This window comes from Streptomyces sp. NBC_00203 (assembly GCF_045206325.1).
Lineage (GTDB): Bacteria > Actinomycetota > Actinomycetes > Streptomycetales > Streptomycetaceae > Streptomyces > Streptomyces lutosisoli.
Map to the genome: position 1 here is coordinate 8,178,644 of NZ_CP108126.1, position 16,089 is coordinate 8,194,732.

At 71.2% G+C, this 16,089-nt stretch carries 17 protein-coding genes; 9 read left to right on the plus strand and 8 right to left on the minus strand.

All coding sequences use genetic code 11. The annotated features are described in order from the left end of the window. Positions 1-3: 3 nt before the first annotated feature. Positions 4-951 (plus strand): ATP-binding cassette domain-containing protein, encoded by a 948-nt coding sequence (locus OG975_RS36415; RefSeq protein ID WP_406333640.1) that lies wholly within the window; start codon positions 4-6, stop codon positions 949-951. Continuing rightward, positions 948-1,619 (plus strand): ABC transporter, encoded by a 672-nt coding sequence (locus tag OG975_RS36420; protein ID WP_406333641.1) that lies wholly within the window; start codon positions 948-950, stop codon positions 1,617-1,619. The genes OG975_RS36415 and OG975_RS36420 overlap by 4 nt, the downstream gene beginning before the upstream one ends. On the opposite strand, the gene OG975_RS36425 is transcribed toward OG975_RS36420, so the two are convergent. Both OG975_RS36425 and OG975_RS36430 read right to left on the minus strand, forming a co-directional pair. Continuing rightward, positions 1,611-1,799 carry a hypothetical protein gene (locus OG975_RS36425; protein WP_406333643.1) on the minus strand — a complete coding sequence of 63 codons (189 nt, stop codon included), beginning with the start codon at positions 1,797-1,799 and terminating at the stop codon, positions 1,611-1,613. The genes OG975_RS36420 and OG975_RS36425 overlap by 9 nt on opposite strands. 31 nt (positions 1,800-1,830) lie before the next feature. Next, the gene (locus OG975_RS36430; RefSeq protein WP_406333644.1) at positions 1,831-2,688 is read right to left on the minus strand and encodes a polysaccharide deacetylase family protein; all 858 of its coding nucleotides are present in this window, start codon (positions 2,686-2,688) and stop codon (positions 1,831-1,833) included. Between the two features lie 1,042 nt (positions 2,689-3,730). On the opposite strand from OG975_RS36430, the gene OG975_RS36435 reads away from it, so the two are divergent. Next, a complete protein-coding gene (locus OG975_RS36435) occupies positions 3,731-4,111 on the plus strand; it encodes a hypothetical protein (RefSeq protein WP_406333645.1) in 381 nt (126 codons plus the stop codon). A gap of 129 nt (positions 4,112-4,240) precedes the next feature. On the opposite strand, the gene OG975_RS36440 is transcribed toward OG975_RS36435, so the two are convergent. From OG975_RS36440 to zapE, 5 genes are all read right to left on the minus strand, one after another. Then, positions 4,241-5,155, minus strand: a complete 915-nt coding sequence (locus tag OG975_RS36440) for a slipin family protein (RefSeq protein WP_406333646.1) — start codon at positions 5,153-5,155, stop codon at positions 4,241-4,243. A gap of 89 nt (positions 5,156-5,244) precedes the next feature. Next, positions 5,245-6,720 (minus strand): SulP family inorganic anion transporter, encoded by a 1,476-nt coding sequence (locus OG975_RS36445; RefSeq protein ID WP_406333647.1) that lies wholly within the window; start codon positions 6,718-6,720, stop codon positions 5,245-5,247. An 8-nt stretch (positions 6,721-6,728) separates the two neighbouring features. Further along, positions 6,729-7,307, minus strand: coding sequence for a carbonic anhydrase (locus OG975_RS36450; protein ID WP_406333648.1), 579 nt, complete (start codon positions 7,305-7,307; stop codon positions 6,729-6,731). Between the two features lie 70 nt (positions 7,308-7,377). After that, entirely contained in the window at positions 7,378-7,716 is a 339-nt protein-coding gene (locus OG975_RS36455; protein ID WP_406333649.1) for a hypothetical protein, read from the minus strand. 133 nt (positions 7,717-7,849) lie between these two features. Next, the gene (gene zapE, locus OG975_RS36460; protein ID WP_381261389.1) at positions 7,850-8,950 is read right to left on the minus strand and encodes a cell division protein ZapE; all 1,101 of its coding nucleotides are present in this window, start codon (positions 8,948-8,950) and stop codon (positions 7,850-7,852) included. Between the two features lie 37 nt (positions 8,951-8,987). On the opposite strand from zapE, the gene OG975_RS36465 reads away from it, so the two are divergent. The 6 genes from OG975_RS36465 (at position 8,988) to OG975_RS36490 (ending at position 15,176) form a co-directional block, all read left to right on the plus strand. Beyond that, on the plus strand, positions 8,988-9,782 hold the full coding sequence (locus OG975_RS36465) for a pyrimidine reductase family protein (RefSeq protein ID WP_406333650.1): 795 nt from the start codon (positions 8,988-8,990) through the stop codon (positions 9,780-9,782). A 133-nt stretch (positions 9,783-9,915) separates the two neighbouring features. Next, positions 9,916-10,389 (plus strand): indole-3-glycerol phosphate synthase, encoded by a 474-nt coding sequence (locus OG975_RS36470; protein WP_406333651.1) that lies wholly within the window; start codon positions 9,916-9,918, stop codon positions 10,387-10,389. Positions 10,390-10,606: 217 nt separating this feature from the next. After that, positions 10,607-11,992, plus strand: a complete 1,386-nt coding sequence (murC, locus tag OG975_RS36475; RefSeq protein WP_406333652.1) for a UDP-N-acetylmuramate--L-alanine ligase — start codon at positions 10,607-10,609, stop codon at positions 11,990-11,992. A 46-nt stretch (positions 11,993-12,038) separates the two neighbouring features. Further along, entirely contained in the window at positions 12,039-12,446 is a 408-nt protein-coding gene (msrB, locus tag OG975_RS36480) for a peptide-methionine (R)-S-oxide reductase MsrB (protein ID WP_406333653.1), read from the plus strand. A 115-nt stretch (positions 12,447-12,561) separates the two neighbouring features. Continuing rightward, positions 12,562-13,584 (plus strand): NAD-dependent epimerase, encoded by a 1,023-nt coding sequence (locus OG975_RS36485; protein WP_406333654.1) that lies wholly within the window; start codon positions 12,562-12,564, stop codon positions 13,582-13,584. Beyond that, positions 13,581-15,176, plus strand: a complete 1,596-nt coding sequence (locus OG975_RS36490) for an amino acid adenylation domain-containing protein (RefSeq protein WP_406333656.1) — start codon at positions 13,581-13,583, stop codon at positions 15,174-15,176. Before OG975_RS36485 ends, OG975_RS36490 begins: the two co-directional genes overlap by 4 nt. Before the next feature lie 155 nt (positions 15,177-15,331). Here the strand turns inward: OG975_RS36490 and OG975_RS36495 are convergent, their stop codons facing one another. Then, entirely contained in the window at positions 15,332-16,036 is a 705-nt protein-coding gene (locus OG975_RS36495; protein WP_406333657.1) for a thioesterase II family protein, read from the minus strand. Positions 16,037-16,089 lie beyond the last annotated feature (53 nt).

The following is a 16,089-nucleotide window of genomic DNA, read 5'->3' on the forward strand; positions in this document are numbered from 1 at the left end:
GCCATGAAACGTGAGCTACGGCTGGAGGGGGTCGGCCGCCGCTACGGCATCCGTGGACCCTGGGTGCTGCGCGGGGTGGACCTGGCCGTGACTCCAGGCACGCTGACCCGTGTCGAGGGCGCCAACGGCACCGGAAAATCAACCCTGTTGCGCCTCCTCGCCGGGATCGACGCGCCCACCGAGGGCCGGATCACCGGGCGCCCGCGCACGGCATACGTCCCCGAGCGCTTCCCGGCCGCGCTCCCCTTCACCGCGACCGGTTACCTCACCCACCTCGGCGCGGTCCACGGCCTGTCCCGTACGGCCGCCGCCCGCGCCGCCGACGTATGGCTGGAACGGCTCGGCGCCGCCGCGTACGCCCGTACGCCCATGGCGGAGCTGTCCAAGGGCAGCAGCCAGAAGGTCGCCGTCGCCCAGGCCCTGCTCGCCGATCCCGACCTCCTCGTCCTCGACGAGGCCTGGACCGGCCTCGACACCGCCGCCCGCGCCGAACTGGAACGCGCCGTCGCGGAACGCACCGCGGCCGGGGCCGCCGTGGTCTTCGTCGACCACGACCCGAGGCGTCTGGCGGGGGTGCCGGACGCCACCTACGCGGTGATCGGGGGGTCCCTCAACCTCCGTACGGAGCAGGTCACTTCGGTGGCGACCGGACCGCACGTCGTCGTCGAGGCCGAAGGCCCGCCGGACGCGGAGCCGCCGGACCGGGCAGCCGGGCTGTCGACGTCCGTCGAGCGGACCGCACCCGGGACGACACGCTTCACCGTCCCCGAGTCGCACTCCGACGTGCTGCTCAGGTCACTGCTGGGCGAACGGCCGCCCTGGCATGTGGTGAGCGTGAACCGGCCACTCCCGAAGGACTCCTCCGGATGTTCCGAGAGCTCCGAGTCCTTCGGCAGCGCCGAGAGCTCCGACAACGCCGTACGCCCGCTCGAAAGCGAAAGCCGCCGATGACCGCCCTCCTCCGCTACCAGACCGCCCTGCTCCTGCGCTCCCAGCGCTGGCTGCCGCCGTTCATCCTGTACGCGGCGTTCCTCGCGATCGGTGTGCAGAGCGGTCAGCCGGTGCTCGACTCGCTCGGTTACGCGGCGGCGGCCGTGCTGCCCGTCGCCGCCTGGCTGGTACGGATCTGCGCGACCAACGAGTCGCCCGCGGCCCGCAGTTGTGTGAGCGCGGCGGTCGGCCCCGCGCGGGCGCACCTGGCCTGTCTGGCCGTCGCGCTCGGCGCGGCCGTGCTCATCGGGGCGGCGGCGACACTGGTCGTCACGGTGATCAGCGATCCCACGAGTACGGACCACCAGAAGCGGGTGCCGGTGCTCGCGGCGGGCGGCGCCGGGCTCCTTGCGGCGCTCGTCTGCGCGCTGCTCGGCACGGCCGTCGGCGCGCTCACGACCTGGCCGCTGCTGCGCTCACCGGGCCGCGCGGTCCCCGCGATGCTGCTCGCGGCGCTGCTCGCCCTGGTGGTGACGGGCTCACCGGCCCACGCCGCGCTCACCGACCTGATCACGGGCTCGCAGGCGGGCACGGTCCCCGTACCGCTGCTGCCCCTGGCGGCCGCCGCACTGCTCACGGCGGCCGCGATCGCCGGTGCCTGCGCGCTCACCTCGCGCCGGTCAGCCTGAGCAGGCGGTGCGCTGTGCCTCCTGCCACTCGCAGACGGGGCACAGCGTGATCCCCTTGTGCGACTCCGGGTACTCCGTCGGCTTCCGGCACAGCACGCACTCGGCGAACGGGGGGCCGTCCGCCGGGGAGGAAACCGGTGCCGGTGCGGGATCCGCCCCGGTGCCGCAGTAGTCGCTCATGGCTCCAGGGTAGGACGGGCGGCCGAGCCGCTCAGCGGTGGCGGCCCTCCGCCCGTCCGATCAGCTCGGACACCTTCACGAACCGGTACCCCTGCTCGCGCAGCTCGGGGATGATCGTCCGCAGCGCCTCCTCGGTCGCCGGGGCGGCGCTCCGCGTGCAGTGCATCACGACGACGGACCCGGGCCGTACGCCCTCAAGGACCTGCCGTGCCACGGCATCCGCGTCCGTCGCGAACGCGTCCCCGCTCACCACGTCCCACTGCACGGCGGTCACGCCGACCGCGCTCAGTGCCCGCAGCGCCGTCCGGTTGTAGCACCCGCCCGGGAAACGGAAGTACGGCATCGCATGGCGCACCCCCGCCCTCTTGAACGCGGTGTACGCCCGCTCCACGTCCGCCCGCATCTTGTCCTCGGGCACGGTCGGCAGCCCGTAGCAGTCGTCCGTGAAGGCGTAGTGGCTGTACGAGTGGTTGGCGACCTCGAACTGCGGGTCCGCCCCGATGTCCCTGGCCTCCTCGGGATACTCGTCGGCCCATCGCCCCGTCATGAACACGGTCGCCGGCACCTTGAACCCGCGCAGCGTGGCGATCAGCTTCGGATTGTCGAAGTGCTCCCCGGCCGCCGCCCGCGGCCCCTGATCCGCGGTCATGTCCGCGTCGAAGGTCAGCGCGACGGTCTTGTCCGGCGTCCGGGGGCCGTTCTTGAAGACGGGGGTCAGTCCGGCGGGACCGGGGGCGAGCGTCGGGGGCCGCGACGGCGCGGCACTGGCGGACGCGGGGTGCCCCGGGCGGGCGGCGTGCGGGGTGCCGGGGGCACCACATGCGGCGAGCGCGACGCCGAGGGTGCCGAGGGCACAGGTCGCGGCGAATCGTCGTACAGGAATGATCACCCGATGAAGATATCTGCGTAAATGTGACTATTTGTTCCTCTCGTGCACGTGCCGCGCGTATCCGGTCCCGAAGTCACCCGCCTAGAGCCGCCTCGGCGCTCTGCGGGCAGGTGGCCGCGCGAGCGGCCGCTTCTTGCGGCTCGCCTCCTCATCGAAGTCCAGCGGCGTTCTCGCAGGTCGGCGAGGCGGGAGCCGATTCCGAGGTCTTCCGGCCGTCTCTCTCGATGGTGCGCCGGGCGGCTTGGAACCGCTACTCGCGTTCAGGCCTCCCGGCCGAGCGGATCGGCGGCGTGTGCGTCGATCAGTTGTACGAATTGGAGCGGGTTCTGGAGGGAGGGTCGGTGGCGAGTCGGGCCGGGCCGGTCTGTCATCGGGTCTGGTGTGCGCCCGTCCGGTCAACTCCCGTGCCGTGCGGGCTTCTTCGAGCGTTCCCAACTCCGCTATGGGAAAGGGGAGTTCGAATCGAGAGTGCGGGCGCGAGTGGTGGATGTGTGCGTGGCGGGCGCGGGCGCCCGGTCGCAACACCACGTGTTGCCCGCCGGGTTGGTGGTGGTCATGCGCTCGCATCGGTAGTCGGCGTGCCGGGACACTCTCCGGCGTCGAGCACGGGATCGCGCGACGCGAAACGGGCGTCAATTGCTTCATGGCGAATGGGAGTTGCGCAGGGTGCCGTGGGTTTCGCCAGATGCGACGGTGGGGTACCTGTTCAGCTTGACTTCTATGTATGCGTATGCCTAGTTTGGATGTGGATTGAACGAAATGCACCGTCTTTTGCCTGGTGAGAGACGAACAATCTGAACATTCCGTTCGACGGTCACCTGGCCGTCGAACGTCCGACGGACGGATGCTCCGCCGCGGGGTCTGCTGCACTGGGCAGCCCGGGCGGGCCCGATGCCGCGCATACAGCGCGTGAGTCGACGGCGGGAATTCCCGCCACTTTCACAGTCGATGAACCGGACCCCCCTTCAAGGTCGATGAACCGGACCCCGCGAACGCTGTGCGGGGTCCGGGCCCGTCCACGCTCCCTGGAAGGGAAAGGATCATGCGGGTTACGACATCCAGGATCATCCGGCTGGTCGGCGGCGGGTTCGCTGCCCTGGCTCTGGCCTTTGGCGGAGCCGGCATCGCCAGCGCCAACAGTGACTCCCACTCGGACTCCCACAACTCGTCCGACTACTGCTGGGGCAACTACGGCAACAGCTGGCGCGGTCACGACGACAACTGCCGCGGCGACAACGGACGCGGCGACAACGGACGCGGCGACCACAATGGGTACGACAACGGGCGTGACAACGGCCGTGGCGACCATGGTGGGTACGACAACGGACGTGGTGACAACGGTGGCTACGGCAACGGCCACGACAACGGTGGCAACGGCCACGGCAACGGAGGTTATGGCAACGGAGGGCACGGCGGCCGCTGACGCTTGAACATCGACGGCGAATCGTCTCGGTAAGGCCGGTTGTGCCTTCCCCAGCGGTCCCGCGCAGCGAGAGCTGCACGGGACCGCTTGTGTCGTGTGTGTCGTCTTGTGTCGTGTTGTGTCGTGGCGTCACCCGGTGTCCTGGGGTTCGTCCTTCCCGTCGTCCTCCTCTTCGGGAGTGCCGCTCTCTTCGGGGGTGCCGCTCTTGTGTTCGTCGCCCTTGGGGGCTGCCTGGTGCGGTGCCTGTTCGACCGCCGCCGGACCCGGTTGGGCCGAACCCGGTGGGACCTGGGCCCGCTCCAGGAATCGCAGCAGCTCAACGGGGAACGGGAGTACGAGCGTCGAGTTCTTCTCGGCAGCGACCGCCACCACGGTTTGCAGCAGCCGCAGTTGGAGCGCGGCGGGCTGCTCCGACATCACTTCGGCGGCCTGTGCGAGCTTCTTGGAGGCCTGGAGCTCAGCGTCCGCGTTGATGACCCGGGCCCGCCGCTCACGGTCGGCCTCGGCCTGCCGGGCCATCGACCGCTTCATCGTCTCGGGCAGGGATACGTCCTTGATCTCGACGCGGTCGATCTGCACACCCCAGCCGATCGCCGGGCTGTCGATCATCAGCTCCAGCCCCTGGTTGAGCTTCTCGCGATTGGACAGGAGGTCGTCGAGGTCGCTCTTGCCGATGATGGACCGCAGCGAGGTCTGCGCCATCTGCGAGACCGCGAAACGGTAGTCCTCGACCTGGATGACCGCGTCCGGGGCGTTGACCACCTTGAAGTAGACGACCGCGTCGACCCGGACGGTGACGTTGTCCCGCGTGATGCCCTCCTGGGCCGGCACGGGCATCGTCACGATCTGCATGTTGACCTTACGAAGCCGGTCGACGAAGGGCACGATCAGGGTGAACCCCGGAGAGCGCGGGAGACTCATCACGCGTCCCAGCCGGAAGACCACGCCGCGCTCGTACTGCTTGATGACCCGGGCCGCCGCCGCGAGATACACCAACCCTGCGGTACCGGCTGCCACGCCCGCGACCAGGAGTTCTTCGAGCATGACGACCCCTTCCGAGCGGCCCATTATGTCTAATATGTCCACTTTACGTCGAAGGGCCGGGCCCGCCATGAGGCGGACCCGGCCCCAGGTCAGGCCCCCGGCGTGACCTTCACCGGCTCGATCCCTGTCGCGCTGTGCCGCGCCGACCAGGTTTCCAGCGCGGTCCGGCACGCATGGTCGAGGTGGTGCAGACCCGAGAGGTCCAGCTCGACCGGCCGGTCCTGCGGCAGCGCCTCCAGGCTGTCGAGTATCTTCGGCAGCCGCAGGAAGGTCGCGTTGCCCGAGAGATACGCCTGAACGGGCCCGGCGCCCTTGTCCATGACCTCCAGGCGGACGTGCGAGGCCTCCCAGGCCGTCTTCGCGACGGCCAGCGCCAGCCCTATGAGGACGCCCTCGAACATGCTGACGGCGACGATCGACACCGCGGTGACGACGAGGATCAGCGCTTCACCCCGGTGCGCACGCCACAGCGCGGCGATCTCGCGCAGCGGGATCAGCTTCCAGCCCGCGTGCACCAGGATGCCGGCGAGGGCGGGCAGCGGAATGACGCCGAGGGCGGCGGGCAGCAGCGCCGCGAAGAGCAGCAGCCACACCCCGTGCAGCACCCGGGACGCCTTCGTCCGCGCGCCCGCCTGGACGTTCGCCGCGCTGCGTACGATCACGGCGGTCATCGGCAGCGCGCCGAGCAGCCCGCACACCGTGTTGCCCGCGCCCTGAGCCATCAGCTCCTTGTCGTACTCGGTCCGCGGCCCGTCGTGCAGCCGGTCCACGGCCGCCGCGCTGAACAGCGACTCCGCGGAGGCGATCAGGGTGAAGGCGAGGACCGTGCCGAGCACACCGACGTGCGCCCGCTCGCCGAAGGCGTCGAGGGAGGGCAGCTGGACGGAGCCGACCAGCCCCCGCACCTCGACCTTGGCCACGGGCAGCCCGAACGCCGACGTGGCGAGCGTGGCCAGCGCGACCGCGCCGAGCGCCCCCGGCACCGTACGCACGCGTCGCGGCAGCCGCTTCCACAGGACCAGCACGGCGACCGTGCCCGCCCCGAGCCCGGCCGAGGCCAGTGCCTCGGTGCTCCGGGCCGCGTCGGCGAGCGCCTCCGGCAGCCCGGTGAGCTTGTCGAGCCCGGACGCCGGAGCCTTGAGGCCCGCCATCGAGTAGAGCTGGCCCGCGATCAGCACGAGCCCGATCCCGGCCAGCATGCCCTCGACGACAGCCACCGAGATCGCCCGGAAGTAGCGCCCCAACTTCAGAGCGCCCATGAGCAGTTGGAGCACGCCCGTAGCGAGCACCACGACCCCGAGGACGGCGAGACCGTACTCCCGTACGGCCTCGAAGACCAGCACGGTCAGCCCCGCGGCCGGGCCCGACACCTGGAGGCTGCTGCCGCGCATCAGTCCGGTGACGAGACCGCCCACGATGCCGGTGACCAGGCCGAGTTCGGCCGGAACGCCGGAGGCGACGGCGACGCCCACGCACAGCGGCAGGGCGACGAGGAACACCACGATCGACGCGGCGAAGTCCTGCCGCAGGTGGGGGAGTTGGCTGGTGAGACGGGAGTGGGTCATCGCGCGGCTCACAGCGCCTCGAAGGAGTCGGTGTCGGGGCTGTGTGCGCGTACGGCGCCGGTGTGGACCTCGTAGTACCAGCCGTGCAGGCGCAGTTGACCTGCCGTCAGGGCCCGTCGCACACACGGGTACGCACGGAGCCGGAGCAGTTGCGCGAGGACATGGTTCTGCACCGCCCCGGCGACGGCCGGGTCGTCGTCCGGTGCGTCGGACGGGGTTTCGGCCTGCGCGAGCCAGTCGCGCACGGCGGGTACGGCGGTCAGGTCCTCGCCGCGCACCAGCGCGCCCACGGCGCCGCAGTGCGAGTGGCCGCAGACCACGATCTCGGTGACGCCGAGCACGTCCACCGCGTACTCGACGGTGGCCGCCTCGGAGGTCGGCCGGCCAAAGACGTACGGCGGGACGATGTTGCCCGCGGTGCGCAGCTCGAAGAGCTCGCCCGGGCGGGCGCCGGTGATCAGGGCCGGGACGACCCGGGAGTCGGAGCAGGTCACGAACAGGACCTGCGGGGACTGGCCTTGGGCGAGCGAGGCGAAATCCTCGGGCCGCCGGCCGAAGGAGCGGGCATGGTCGATGAGAGGCTGCATGTCAGTTCCTCCTGGCGCGCCATGAGGGCGCGTCGGCTTACGAAACGGAGCGTGGGGGGACGCGCTCCGCTCAGCAGCGGAAGACCTGAAGTCCCGCGGGAGACAAGGCCGTTGAGGCTCTCGACGTACAGGGGTGCGCGGCGGTGAGCGAGGCCGGCGGATACGTGGCCGCGGGATCGCCGGCCAGCAGGGCGCGCGCCGGTGAATCCGGTACGAGGTCCTCGTCAAGGACCCGCCGGCGGGCACCCAGCGGCGGGGCCACCTTCTGCGGATGCTCGGCCTCGGCGCAGGAGGCGACCTCGCCTTTGTGCGCGGACGCGAACGACTCGGTGGGAGCGAAGAGTTGCAGGGCGATCAGGACGGCGGCGAGTACCACGAACAGGGTCCGGGCCGTCGTGCCACGTAACATGCGCCCCCTCCGGCACTTCATCCACCGCTGCGCTCAAGGTCGACTCACAGAATAACGTGGCGAGTTGTTTGCAGGGTTAACTCAGCGTTTCACCTGTGAAGAGGAGCTGAAACGGGAGGGGGAGTGGCCTGAATCAGCTCTCCACGAGCTTCTTCGCGTCCCGCGCCAGCGCCGTGAGCCGGGATATCGCGCGGAAGTACTTCTTGCGGTAGCCGCCGTTCAGCATCTCCTCGCTGAAGAGCTTGTCGAAGGGCATTCCGGAGGCGAGGACCGGCACCTCGCGGTCATACAGCCGGTCGGCGAGCACGACGAGCCGCAGCGCCGTCGACTGGTCCGGGACCGGCTGGACGTCGGTGAGGCAGACGGCCCGGACGCCGTCCGTCAGGGCGCCGTACCGGCTGGGGTGGACGCGCGCCAGGTGGTCGAGCAGATGCGGGAAGTCGTCGAGGGACGCGCCGTCGGTGGCGTACGCCGCCTTCGTGACCTGCTCGTCGGAGAACGGCGCCGGGGCCTCGGGCAGCCCCCGGTGGCGGTAGTCCTCGCCGTCGATGCGCAGCGGCCTGAAGCGCGCGGACAGGCCCTGGATCTCGCGCAGGAAGTCGGCGGCGGCGAACCGGCCCTCGCCGAGCTTGCCCGGCAGTGTGTTCGAGGTCGCCGCGAGCGCGACACCCGCGTCGACCAGCTTGCCGAGCAGGGTGGAGACGAGGACGGTGTCGCCCGGGTCGTCCAGCTCGAACTCGTCGATGCACAGGAGCCGGTGGCCCGACAGCGTCTGCACGGTCTTCTGGAAGCCGAGCGCGCCGACCAGGTTCGTCAGCTCCACGAAGGTGCCGAACGCCTTGAGCGTGGGCTCCGCCGGGGTCGCGTGCCACAGGGAGGCCAGCAGATGGGTCTTGCCGACGCCGTAGCCACCGTCCAGGTAGACACCGCGGGGACCGGCGGGGGCTGCCTTGGGGGCCTTCCCGAAGCCGAACAGCCGGCGCTTGCCGCCGCCGATGGCGTGCGCCCCGCCGAGACCGCTCGCGAAGCCTTCGAGGACGCGTACGGCCTCGGTCTGGCTGGGCTGGTTCGGGTCCGGGATGTACGTGGCGAAGCGGACCGAGTCGAAGCGCGGCGGTGGCACCATCTCGGCGACGAGCCGGTCGGCGGGGACGTACGGCTCGCGGGCGGACAGGGACAGCGGGGCCGCTTCGGCTATCGGGTCGATCCCGGAGGCGGTGGTGGAGGACGACACGGTTCCCCACTCTAAGGGCCGTGCCACACTGCACGTCATGCGACGCCTGTTCCCTGTGATGTACGAAACAGCAGCCCAGGCCTCGGGCGGGGCCCCTGGGGCGGATGTGACGGACCGCGAGTGGGGGCTCCCTGAGCTGGCGGAGGTGTACGCCTACCCCCCGGTGGGCGGGCTCTGGCTGCGCGCCAACATGGTGTCCACGCTCGACGGCGCGGGCCAGCACGAGGGCCGCTCGCAGCCCATCTCCGGCGACACCGACATGCGGATCTTCGGGGTGCTGAGGGCGCTCGCCGATGTCGTGATCGTCGGCGCGGAAACGGTACGCCAGGAGGGTTACCGCCCGGCACGCGCGCGTGAGGCCTTCGCGGCGCTCCGGGAGGCCGCCGGACAGGGCCCCGCGCCCGCCATCGCGGTGGTGACCGCGAGCCTCGACCTGGACTTCTCGCTTCCGCTCTTCACCTCGCCCCTGGTGCCCACGCTGGTGCTGACAGGCGCAGGGGCCCCTCCGGAGCGGGTCGCGGCGGCCGAGAAGGCGGGCGCCCAGGTGGTGATCGCCGGGGACGGGAAGGGTGTGGACCCCGCCCGCGCCGTACGGGCCCTCGGGGACCTCGGCTTCACCCGGCTGCTGACCGAGGGCGGACCCCGGCTGCTGGGCCAGCTGGTCGCGGCCGGAGTGCTCGACGAGCTCTGTCTGACCGTGTCCCCCATGCTCACCGCGGGCGACGCGCAGCGCATCGCCGGAGGGCCCTCGATCGCGGTCCCGAAGCGGTTCGAACTCGTGTCCCTGCTGGAGGAGGCCGGGTTCCTCTACACCCGATACCGTCGGTCGTGACAAGCCGGCGGAATACCCCGTTCCGTTTATCTTCCACTCGGCACACTAAATCTCGCAGACCCCGTGCGGTCTCGGGGCAGGATGGTTTCCGCAGGGGCCTACGGACGGCCCACGGAGGAGAAGGGCGCCTGTCGTGTTCACAAGCGTATTGATGATCGAGAAGGCCCTGACGTCCGCCGACGTGGAGTTCGTCACCACCTTGCACGGTGACGAGACGGTCGCCTTCCACGTGCTGCTCCAGCCCCGTGGCGACCAGGCGGACCGGCTGCTGCGGGCCATCGACGACGTCGCGCTCGGTGAGCTGGACGAAGCGGCGCGCGAGCGGGAGACGCCGGAGGGTGCGGATGCGGCGGCCCTCGGTGGGCAGGCGCTGGAGGTGTCTCTTGAGGCCCTGCACGCGTCGGGCAGCCAGGCGGTGGGCCGGCTCATCGAGGACCATCCGCTGGACGCGCTGAGGTCCCTGGTCGACGAGATCGACGCCGACGAGGTCATCGTGCTGACCGACCCCCACTACGTGGAGGAGTTCTTCCACCGGGACTGGGCCTCGCGGGCTCGGCACAAGGTGGGGGTGCCGGTGTTGAAGCTGTTCTCGCACAGCAAGGTGTGAGCGCTGCGGCTTTGGGCTTGGCTGTGGGGCGCCGTAGGGGCTGGGCTGGTCTGTTGGTGCGGGTTGTGTGTGGCTGGTCGCGCAGTTCCCCGCGCCCCTTAAGGGGCGCGGCTGTACGCGTCCCTTGCTGGGGCTGGTTGCTGTACGCAATAGGCTTGGGGTGCGTGCCTTCACTTGGGCGCGCTTGTCGTCGTACTGGATCTTGGGAGAAACGCGCATGGCACCCGGCCTTCCTACCGCCATGGACCGACCGCACTTCATCGGCATCGGCGGCGCCGGGATGTCGGGTATTGCGAAGATTCTCGCGCAGCGCGGGGCCAAGGTGGCGGGGAGTGACGCGAAGGAGTCGGCTACTGCCGAGGCGCTGCGGGCGCTCGGGGTGACGGTGCATATCGGGCACGCGGCCGACCACCTCGCCTCCGACGCCACCTGCGTGGTGGTCTCCTCGGCGATCCGCGCGGACAACCCGGAGCTGGCCCGCGCGGCGGAGCTCGGCATTCCGGTCGTGCACCGTTCGGACGCCCTCGCCCGGCTGATGGACGGCCTGCGCCCGATCGCGGTCGCCGGCACCCACGGCAAGACGACCACGACGTCGATGCTGGCGGTGTCGCTCTCCTCCCTGGGCCTGTCCCCGTCGTACGCGATCGGCGGCGACCTCGACGCCCCCGGTTCGAACGCCCTGCACGGCGACGGCGACATCTTCGTCGCCGAGGCCGACGAGTCGGACCGCAGCTTCCACAAGTACGCGCCCGAGGTCGCGATCGTCCTCAACGTCGAGCTCGACCACCACGCCAACTACGCCTCCATGGACGAGATCTACGAGTCCTTCGAGACGTTCGCGGGCAAGATCGTCCCCGGCGGCACGCTGGTGATCTCGGCCGACCACGAGGGCGCGCGCGAGCTGACGCGGCGCCTGCCCGACGACGTCCGCGTGGTGACGTACGGCGAATCGGCGGACGCCGATGTCCGTGTGCTCTCCGTGGTCCCGCACGGTCTGAAGAGCGAGGTGAAGGTGCTCCTGGACGGCTCGGAGCTGACCTTCGCCGTCTCCGTGCCCGGCCGCCACTACGCGCACAACGCGGTGGCCGCCCTCGCGGCGGGCGTGGCGCTCGGCATCCCGGCGGACCAGCTGGCCCCCGCGCTCGCCTCCTACACGGGGGTGAAGCGCCGCCTCCAGCTGAAGGGCGAGGAGGCCGGCGTCCAGGTCATCGACTCCTACGCGCACCACCCGACCGAGATGACGGCGGACCTGGAGGCCATGCGTGCGGGCGCTTCCGGCCGCATCCTCGTGGTCTTCCAGCCCCACCTGTTCTCCCGCACGCAGGAGCTGGGCAAGGAGATGGGCGAGGCCCTGTCGCTGGCGGACGCCTCGGTCGTCCTGGACATCTACCCGGCCCGTGAGGACCCGATCCCGGGCGTCACGAGCGAGCTGATCATCGAGGCGGCGCGGGCGGCGGGCGCCGACGTGACGGCGGTCCACGACAAGTCCGAGGTTCCCTCCGTGGTCGCGGGAATGGCGAAGCCCGGTGATCTCGTTCTCACCATGGGCGCGGGCGACGTCACGGACCTCGGCCCCGAGATCCTGACCCGCCTGTCCAAGTAGCCGTAGCTCTTGTGAGCTTCCTCAGCTGTGTAAGGGGTTGAGCTTCATGTCGTACGACATCGAAAAGCCGGACGAGCAGTGGCGCGCGGAGCTGACCCCGGCCGAATACGCGGTGCTGCGGAAGGCGGGTACCGAGCCCGCCTTCACCGGTCAGTACACCGACGCCAAGACCAAGGGCGTCTACTCCTGCCGTGCCTGCGGCGCCGAACTCTTCACGTCCACGGAGAAGTTCGAGTCGCACTGCGGCTGGCCGTCCTTCTTCGACCCGAAGGACACCGACGCGGTCGAGCTGATCGAGGACCGGACGCTCGGGATGGTGCGGACGGAGGTGCGGTGCGCGCGGTGCGGGTCGCATCTTGGGCATGTGTTCGAGGGGGAGGGGTATGCGACGCCGACCGATCAGCGGTACTGCATCAACTCGATCTCGTTGCGCCTGACGCCTGACGCGGACTGAGAGGGATCTTCCAGGGCCCTGCGCGCGAGGCCGAGTGTGGCCTCGGCGTCAGGGCTTTGTCAGCCCTTCTCAAAGTGCGTTGCCCGCGCCGGGAGCGCGCGCTGATCCTGAGCCGATGCGCATACTCATACTCGGTGGATCGGTGTTCCTGGGGCGGGCGTTCGCCGAAGAGGCGACCCTCCGCGGCCATGCCGTGACGGTGTTCAACCGGGGCCGCTCCGGGCCGGACGTGCCCGGCGCGGAGGCCCTGCGGGGAGACCGTGAGAACCCCGCCGACCTCGAACGGCTCGCGGCCGCCGGGCCCTGGGACGCGGTTGTCGACACCTGTGGCTTCCAGCCCCGGCCGGTGGGCGACTCGGCCCGGGCGCTCAGCGGCCGGGCCGACACCTATCTGTTCGTGTCCTCCTTCCACGCCCACTCCGACTGGCCCGCCGCCCCGGTGGACGAGAGCGCGCCCCGGCATGTCTGCGGGCCCGACGCCGCACCGGACGAGGTGCCGGGCAACGCGCTGAAGGCCGGCTGCGAACGCGCGGTCGAGAAGTACTTCACCGGCGGCACCCTGATCCTCAACCCGGGCCTGATCGTCGGTCCCTGGGAGAACACCGGACGGCTGCTGTGGTGGCTGGAGCGGACCGCCCGCGGCGGGGAGTTCCTCGCCCCCGGCCGCCCGGAGCAGCCCGTACAGCTCATCGATGCGCGCGACGTCGCCGCGTTCGGCCTGGACCTGCTCGAACAGCGCGCCACCGGCCGCTACTTGGTGACCGGCCCCAAGGACGGCGCCACCTTCGGCGAACTGCTCGGCCGGTGCGCCGAGGTGACCGGTTCCGGCGCCGAACCGGTCTGGGCGGACGACGACTTCCTCCTGGAGCAGGGCGTCGGACCGTGGACCGAACTGCCCTTGTGGGCGCCGGACGAGCCCGCCATGGCCGGCACCTGGGCGGTCGTCCCCGCGAAGGCCGAGGCGGCCGGGCTGCGCCGCCGCCCGCTCGCCGAGACCGTCGCCGACACCTGGCGCTGGCTCGGTGAACGCGGCCCCGCCACCGGCCCGTACAAACAGGGCGAGACCGTCCTCGGCATCGCCCCGGACAAGGAGCAAGAGGTGCTGCTGGCCTGGCACGCGCGGACCGGTGTCCGATGAGCGCCCCGCGCCGCGAACCCCGCACCTTGTACGAGTGGTTCGCCACGACCGCCGAGGCGTACCCGGACCTGACCGCGCTGGAAGTGGACGGTGAGCGGCTGACCTACCGTGAGCTCCGCGAGCTGGCCGGGGCGCTGGCCGGCGAGATCCTGACGGCCTGCGGCGGCCGGGCACCGCGCCGGGTGGGTCTGGCCACGAGGCCCGGCGTCGGCACGTACGCGGGTTATCTGGCGGTACTGCGCCTGGGTGCCGCCGTGGTCCCGCTCAACTCGGCCTTTCCCGCCGCGCGGATGGCCACGATCGCCGAGAACGCGGCGCTCGATCTGTTCCTGACCGGCAGGGGCGCCCCCGAGGGCTGGTCCGTGACGCCGGTCCTGCACATGACCGAGGAGCGGCTGACCGCTCTGCGCGTGGACCGCGTCCGGGACACGGTTCTGACGGGGGTGACGGACGCGTCCGCCGCCGTACCGGACGACGACGGTCTCGCCTATCTGCTGTTCACCTCCGGCTCCACCGGAACCCCCAAGGGCGTCCCGGTCAGCCACCGCAATATCTCGGCCTTCCTGCGCTACGTCATCGACCGGTACGAACTGGGACCCGGCTGCCGCATGGCGCAGAACATCGGCCTCGCCTTCGACCCCTCGGTCTTCGAGCTGTTCGGTGCCTGGGGCTCGGCGGCGACGCTCGTGGTGCCGCCCGCCCATGAGCTCGCCAAGCCCGCCCGGTTCGTGGCCCGCGAGGAGATCACGCACTGGTTCTCCGTGCCCTCGGTCATCACCATGGCCGACCGGACGGGGGGACTCGCGGCCGATTCCATGCCCTCCATGCGGTGGAGCCTGTTCGGCGGGGAGCAGCTGACCGCCCAGCAGGCCGCGGCCTGGAAGCGGGCGGCGTCCCGCAGCGTCGTCGAGAATCTCTACGGGCCGACCGAGGTCACCATCGTCACCACCCAGTACCGGCTTCCGGAGCGGGTCGAGGACTGGCCGCGCTCGGCGAACGGCACCGTTCCCATCGGCGCGGTCTTCCCCCATCTCGAGTCCCTGGTGCTCGACGAGAGCGGGAAGCCGGCCGGCGAGGGCGAGGAGGGCGAGCTGTACGTGCGCGGGGTGCAGCGGTTCGCCGGGTATCTGGACGAGGCCGACAACGAGGGACGGTTCCTGGACGCTTCGGGCGTGGCCGGTACCCCGCCGGCGGGTGGGGTGCCCGGTGAGAAGGACTGGTACCGCACCGGGGACCTGGTCCGGGTGCTCGCGGACGGGGTGCTCGTGCACCAGGGCCGGGTCGACCAGCAGGTCAAGATCATGGGGCAGCGGATCGAGACCGGTGAGGTGGAGGCGGCTCTGCGCGCGCAGGACGGCATCGTCGAGGCCGCCGTGCTCGCGCTGCCGGGACCGGACGGCCAGCTGAGGCTCGAAGCCGCCTGCACCGGGCGGCCGCGGACCGCCGCCGAGCTGCGGCAGGCCCTCACCGCGACCCTGCCGCGCTACATGCTGCCGCAGAAGTTCTCCCACCTCGACGGCCTGCCGCTGAACGTCAACGGGAAGCTGGACCGGCGGGCGCTGGCCGAGATCCTGGCCGGGGCGCGGGACTGAGTCCGCGGGCGCCGTCGTCCCCCTTTCCCCCGTACGGACCCTGACAGGACGTCTCCGGCCCGGCACCGATCAGGTGCCGGGCCGGAGACATTCAGGTGCCGGGCCTGGGGGGATCAGCGGGATGGCCGACGTTCCCTTGATGCTCCCCGGGTGTCTCACGCCTCCCGGTGGAGTACGGAGCCGAGGGTCTTCCAGAGCAGGGGCCAGTCCTCGCTGAAGTACATGTGCCCGCCGGGCAGGTCGATCAGCTCGCTGCCCTCCGTGGTGCACGCGTCCCAGTGCGCGGCGTCGGCGCGGCCGACGAGGTCGTCGTCGATGCCGCGCAGGACGCTCACCGGTACGGGCAGCGGGCCGCCCGGCGCCGGGACGTAACGGTCCTGGATGCCGAGGTCGGCGCGGAGCGCGGGCAGCAGCAGCTCGCGCAGCTCCGGCTCGTGCCAGGCCTCGTGGTCGTAGCCGACCAGACTCCGCAGCCGGGCGACGAACGCCTCGTCGTCGAGCGCGTCCCCGTCCATCCGGGGGCGGGGCAGACCGGGAGCGGCGGCCCCGCTGACGATCAGCCGGACCGGCAGGCGGTCTCCGCCGGCGGCGATCAGCCGGACCGTCTCATGAGCGAGCAGCGCGCCGAAGCTGTGCCCGAACACCGCGTACGGTCCGCTGCCGGCCGCCTCCCTGATCTGTTCGGCACACTCCCGGGCGGCCTCCGCCATGGTCGTGCAGGGCTCCCGCACGAACCACTCGTCCCGGCCGGGGAGTTGGACCGGCACCACGCGGAACGGCAGCCCGGGATCGTCCTGCCAGGGGCGGAAGAGCCCGGCGCCGGCTCCGGCGTAGGGCAGGCACATCAGGGTGAGCGTCATCGGGGCTCCAGGGAGAAGGGGGAAAGGAGAAGGGGTACGGGGCCCGGCGCGAG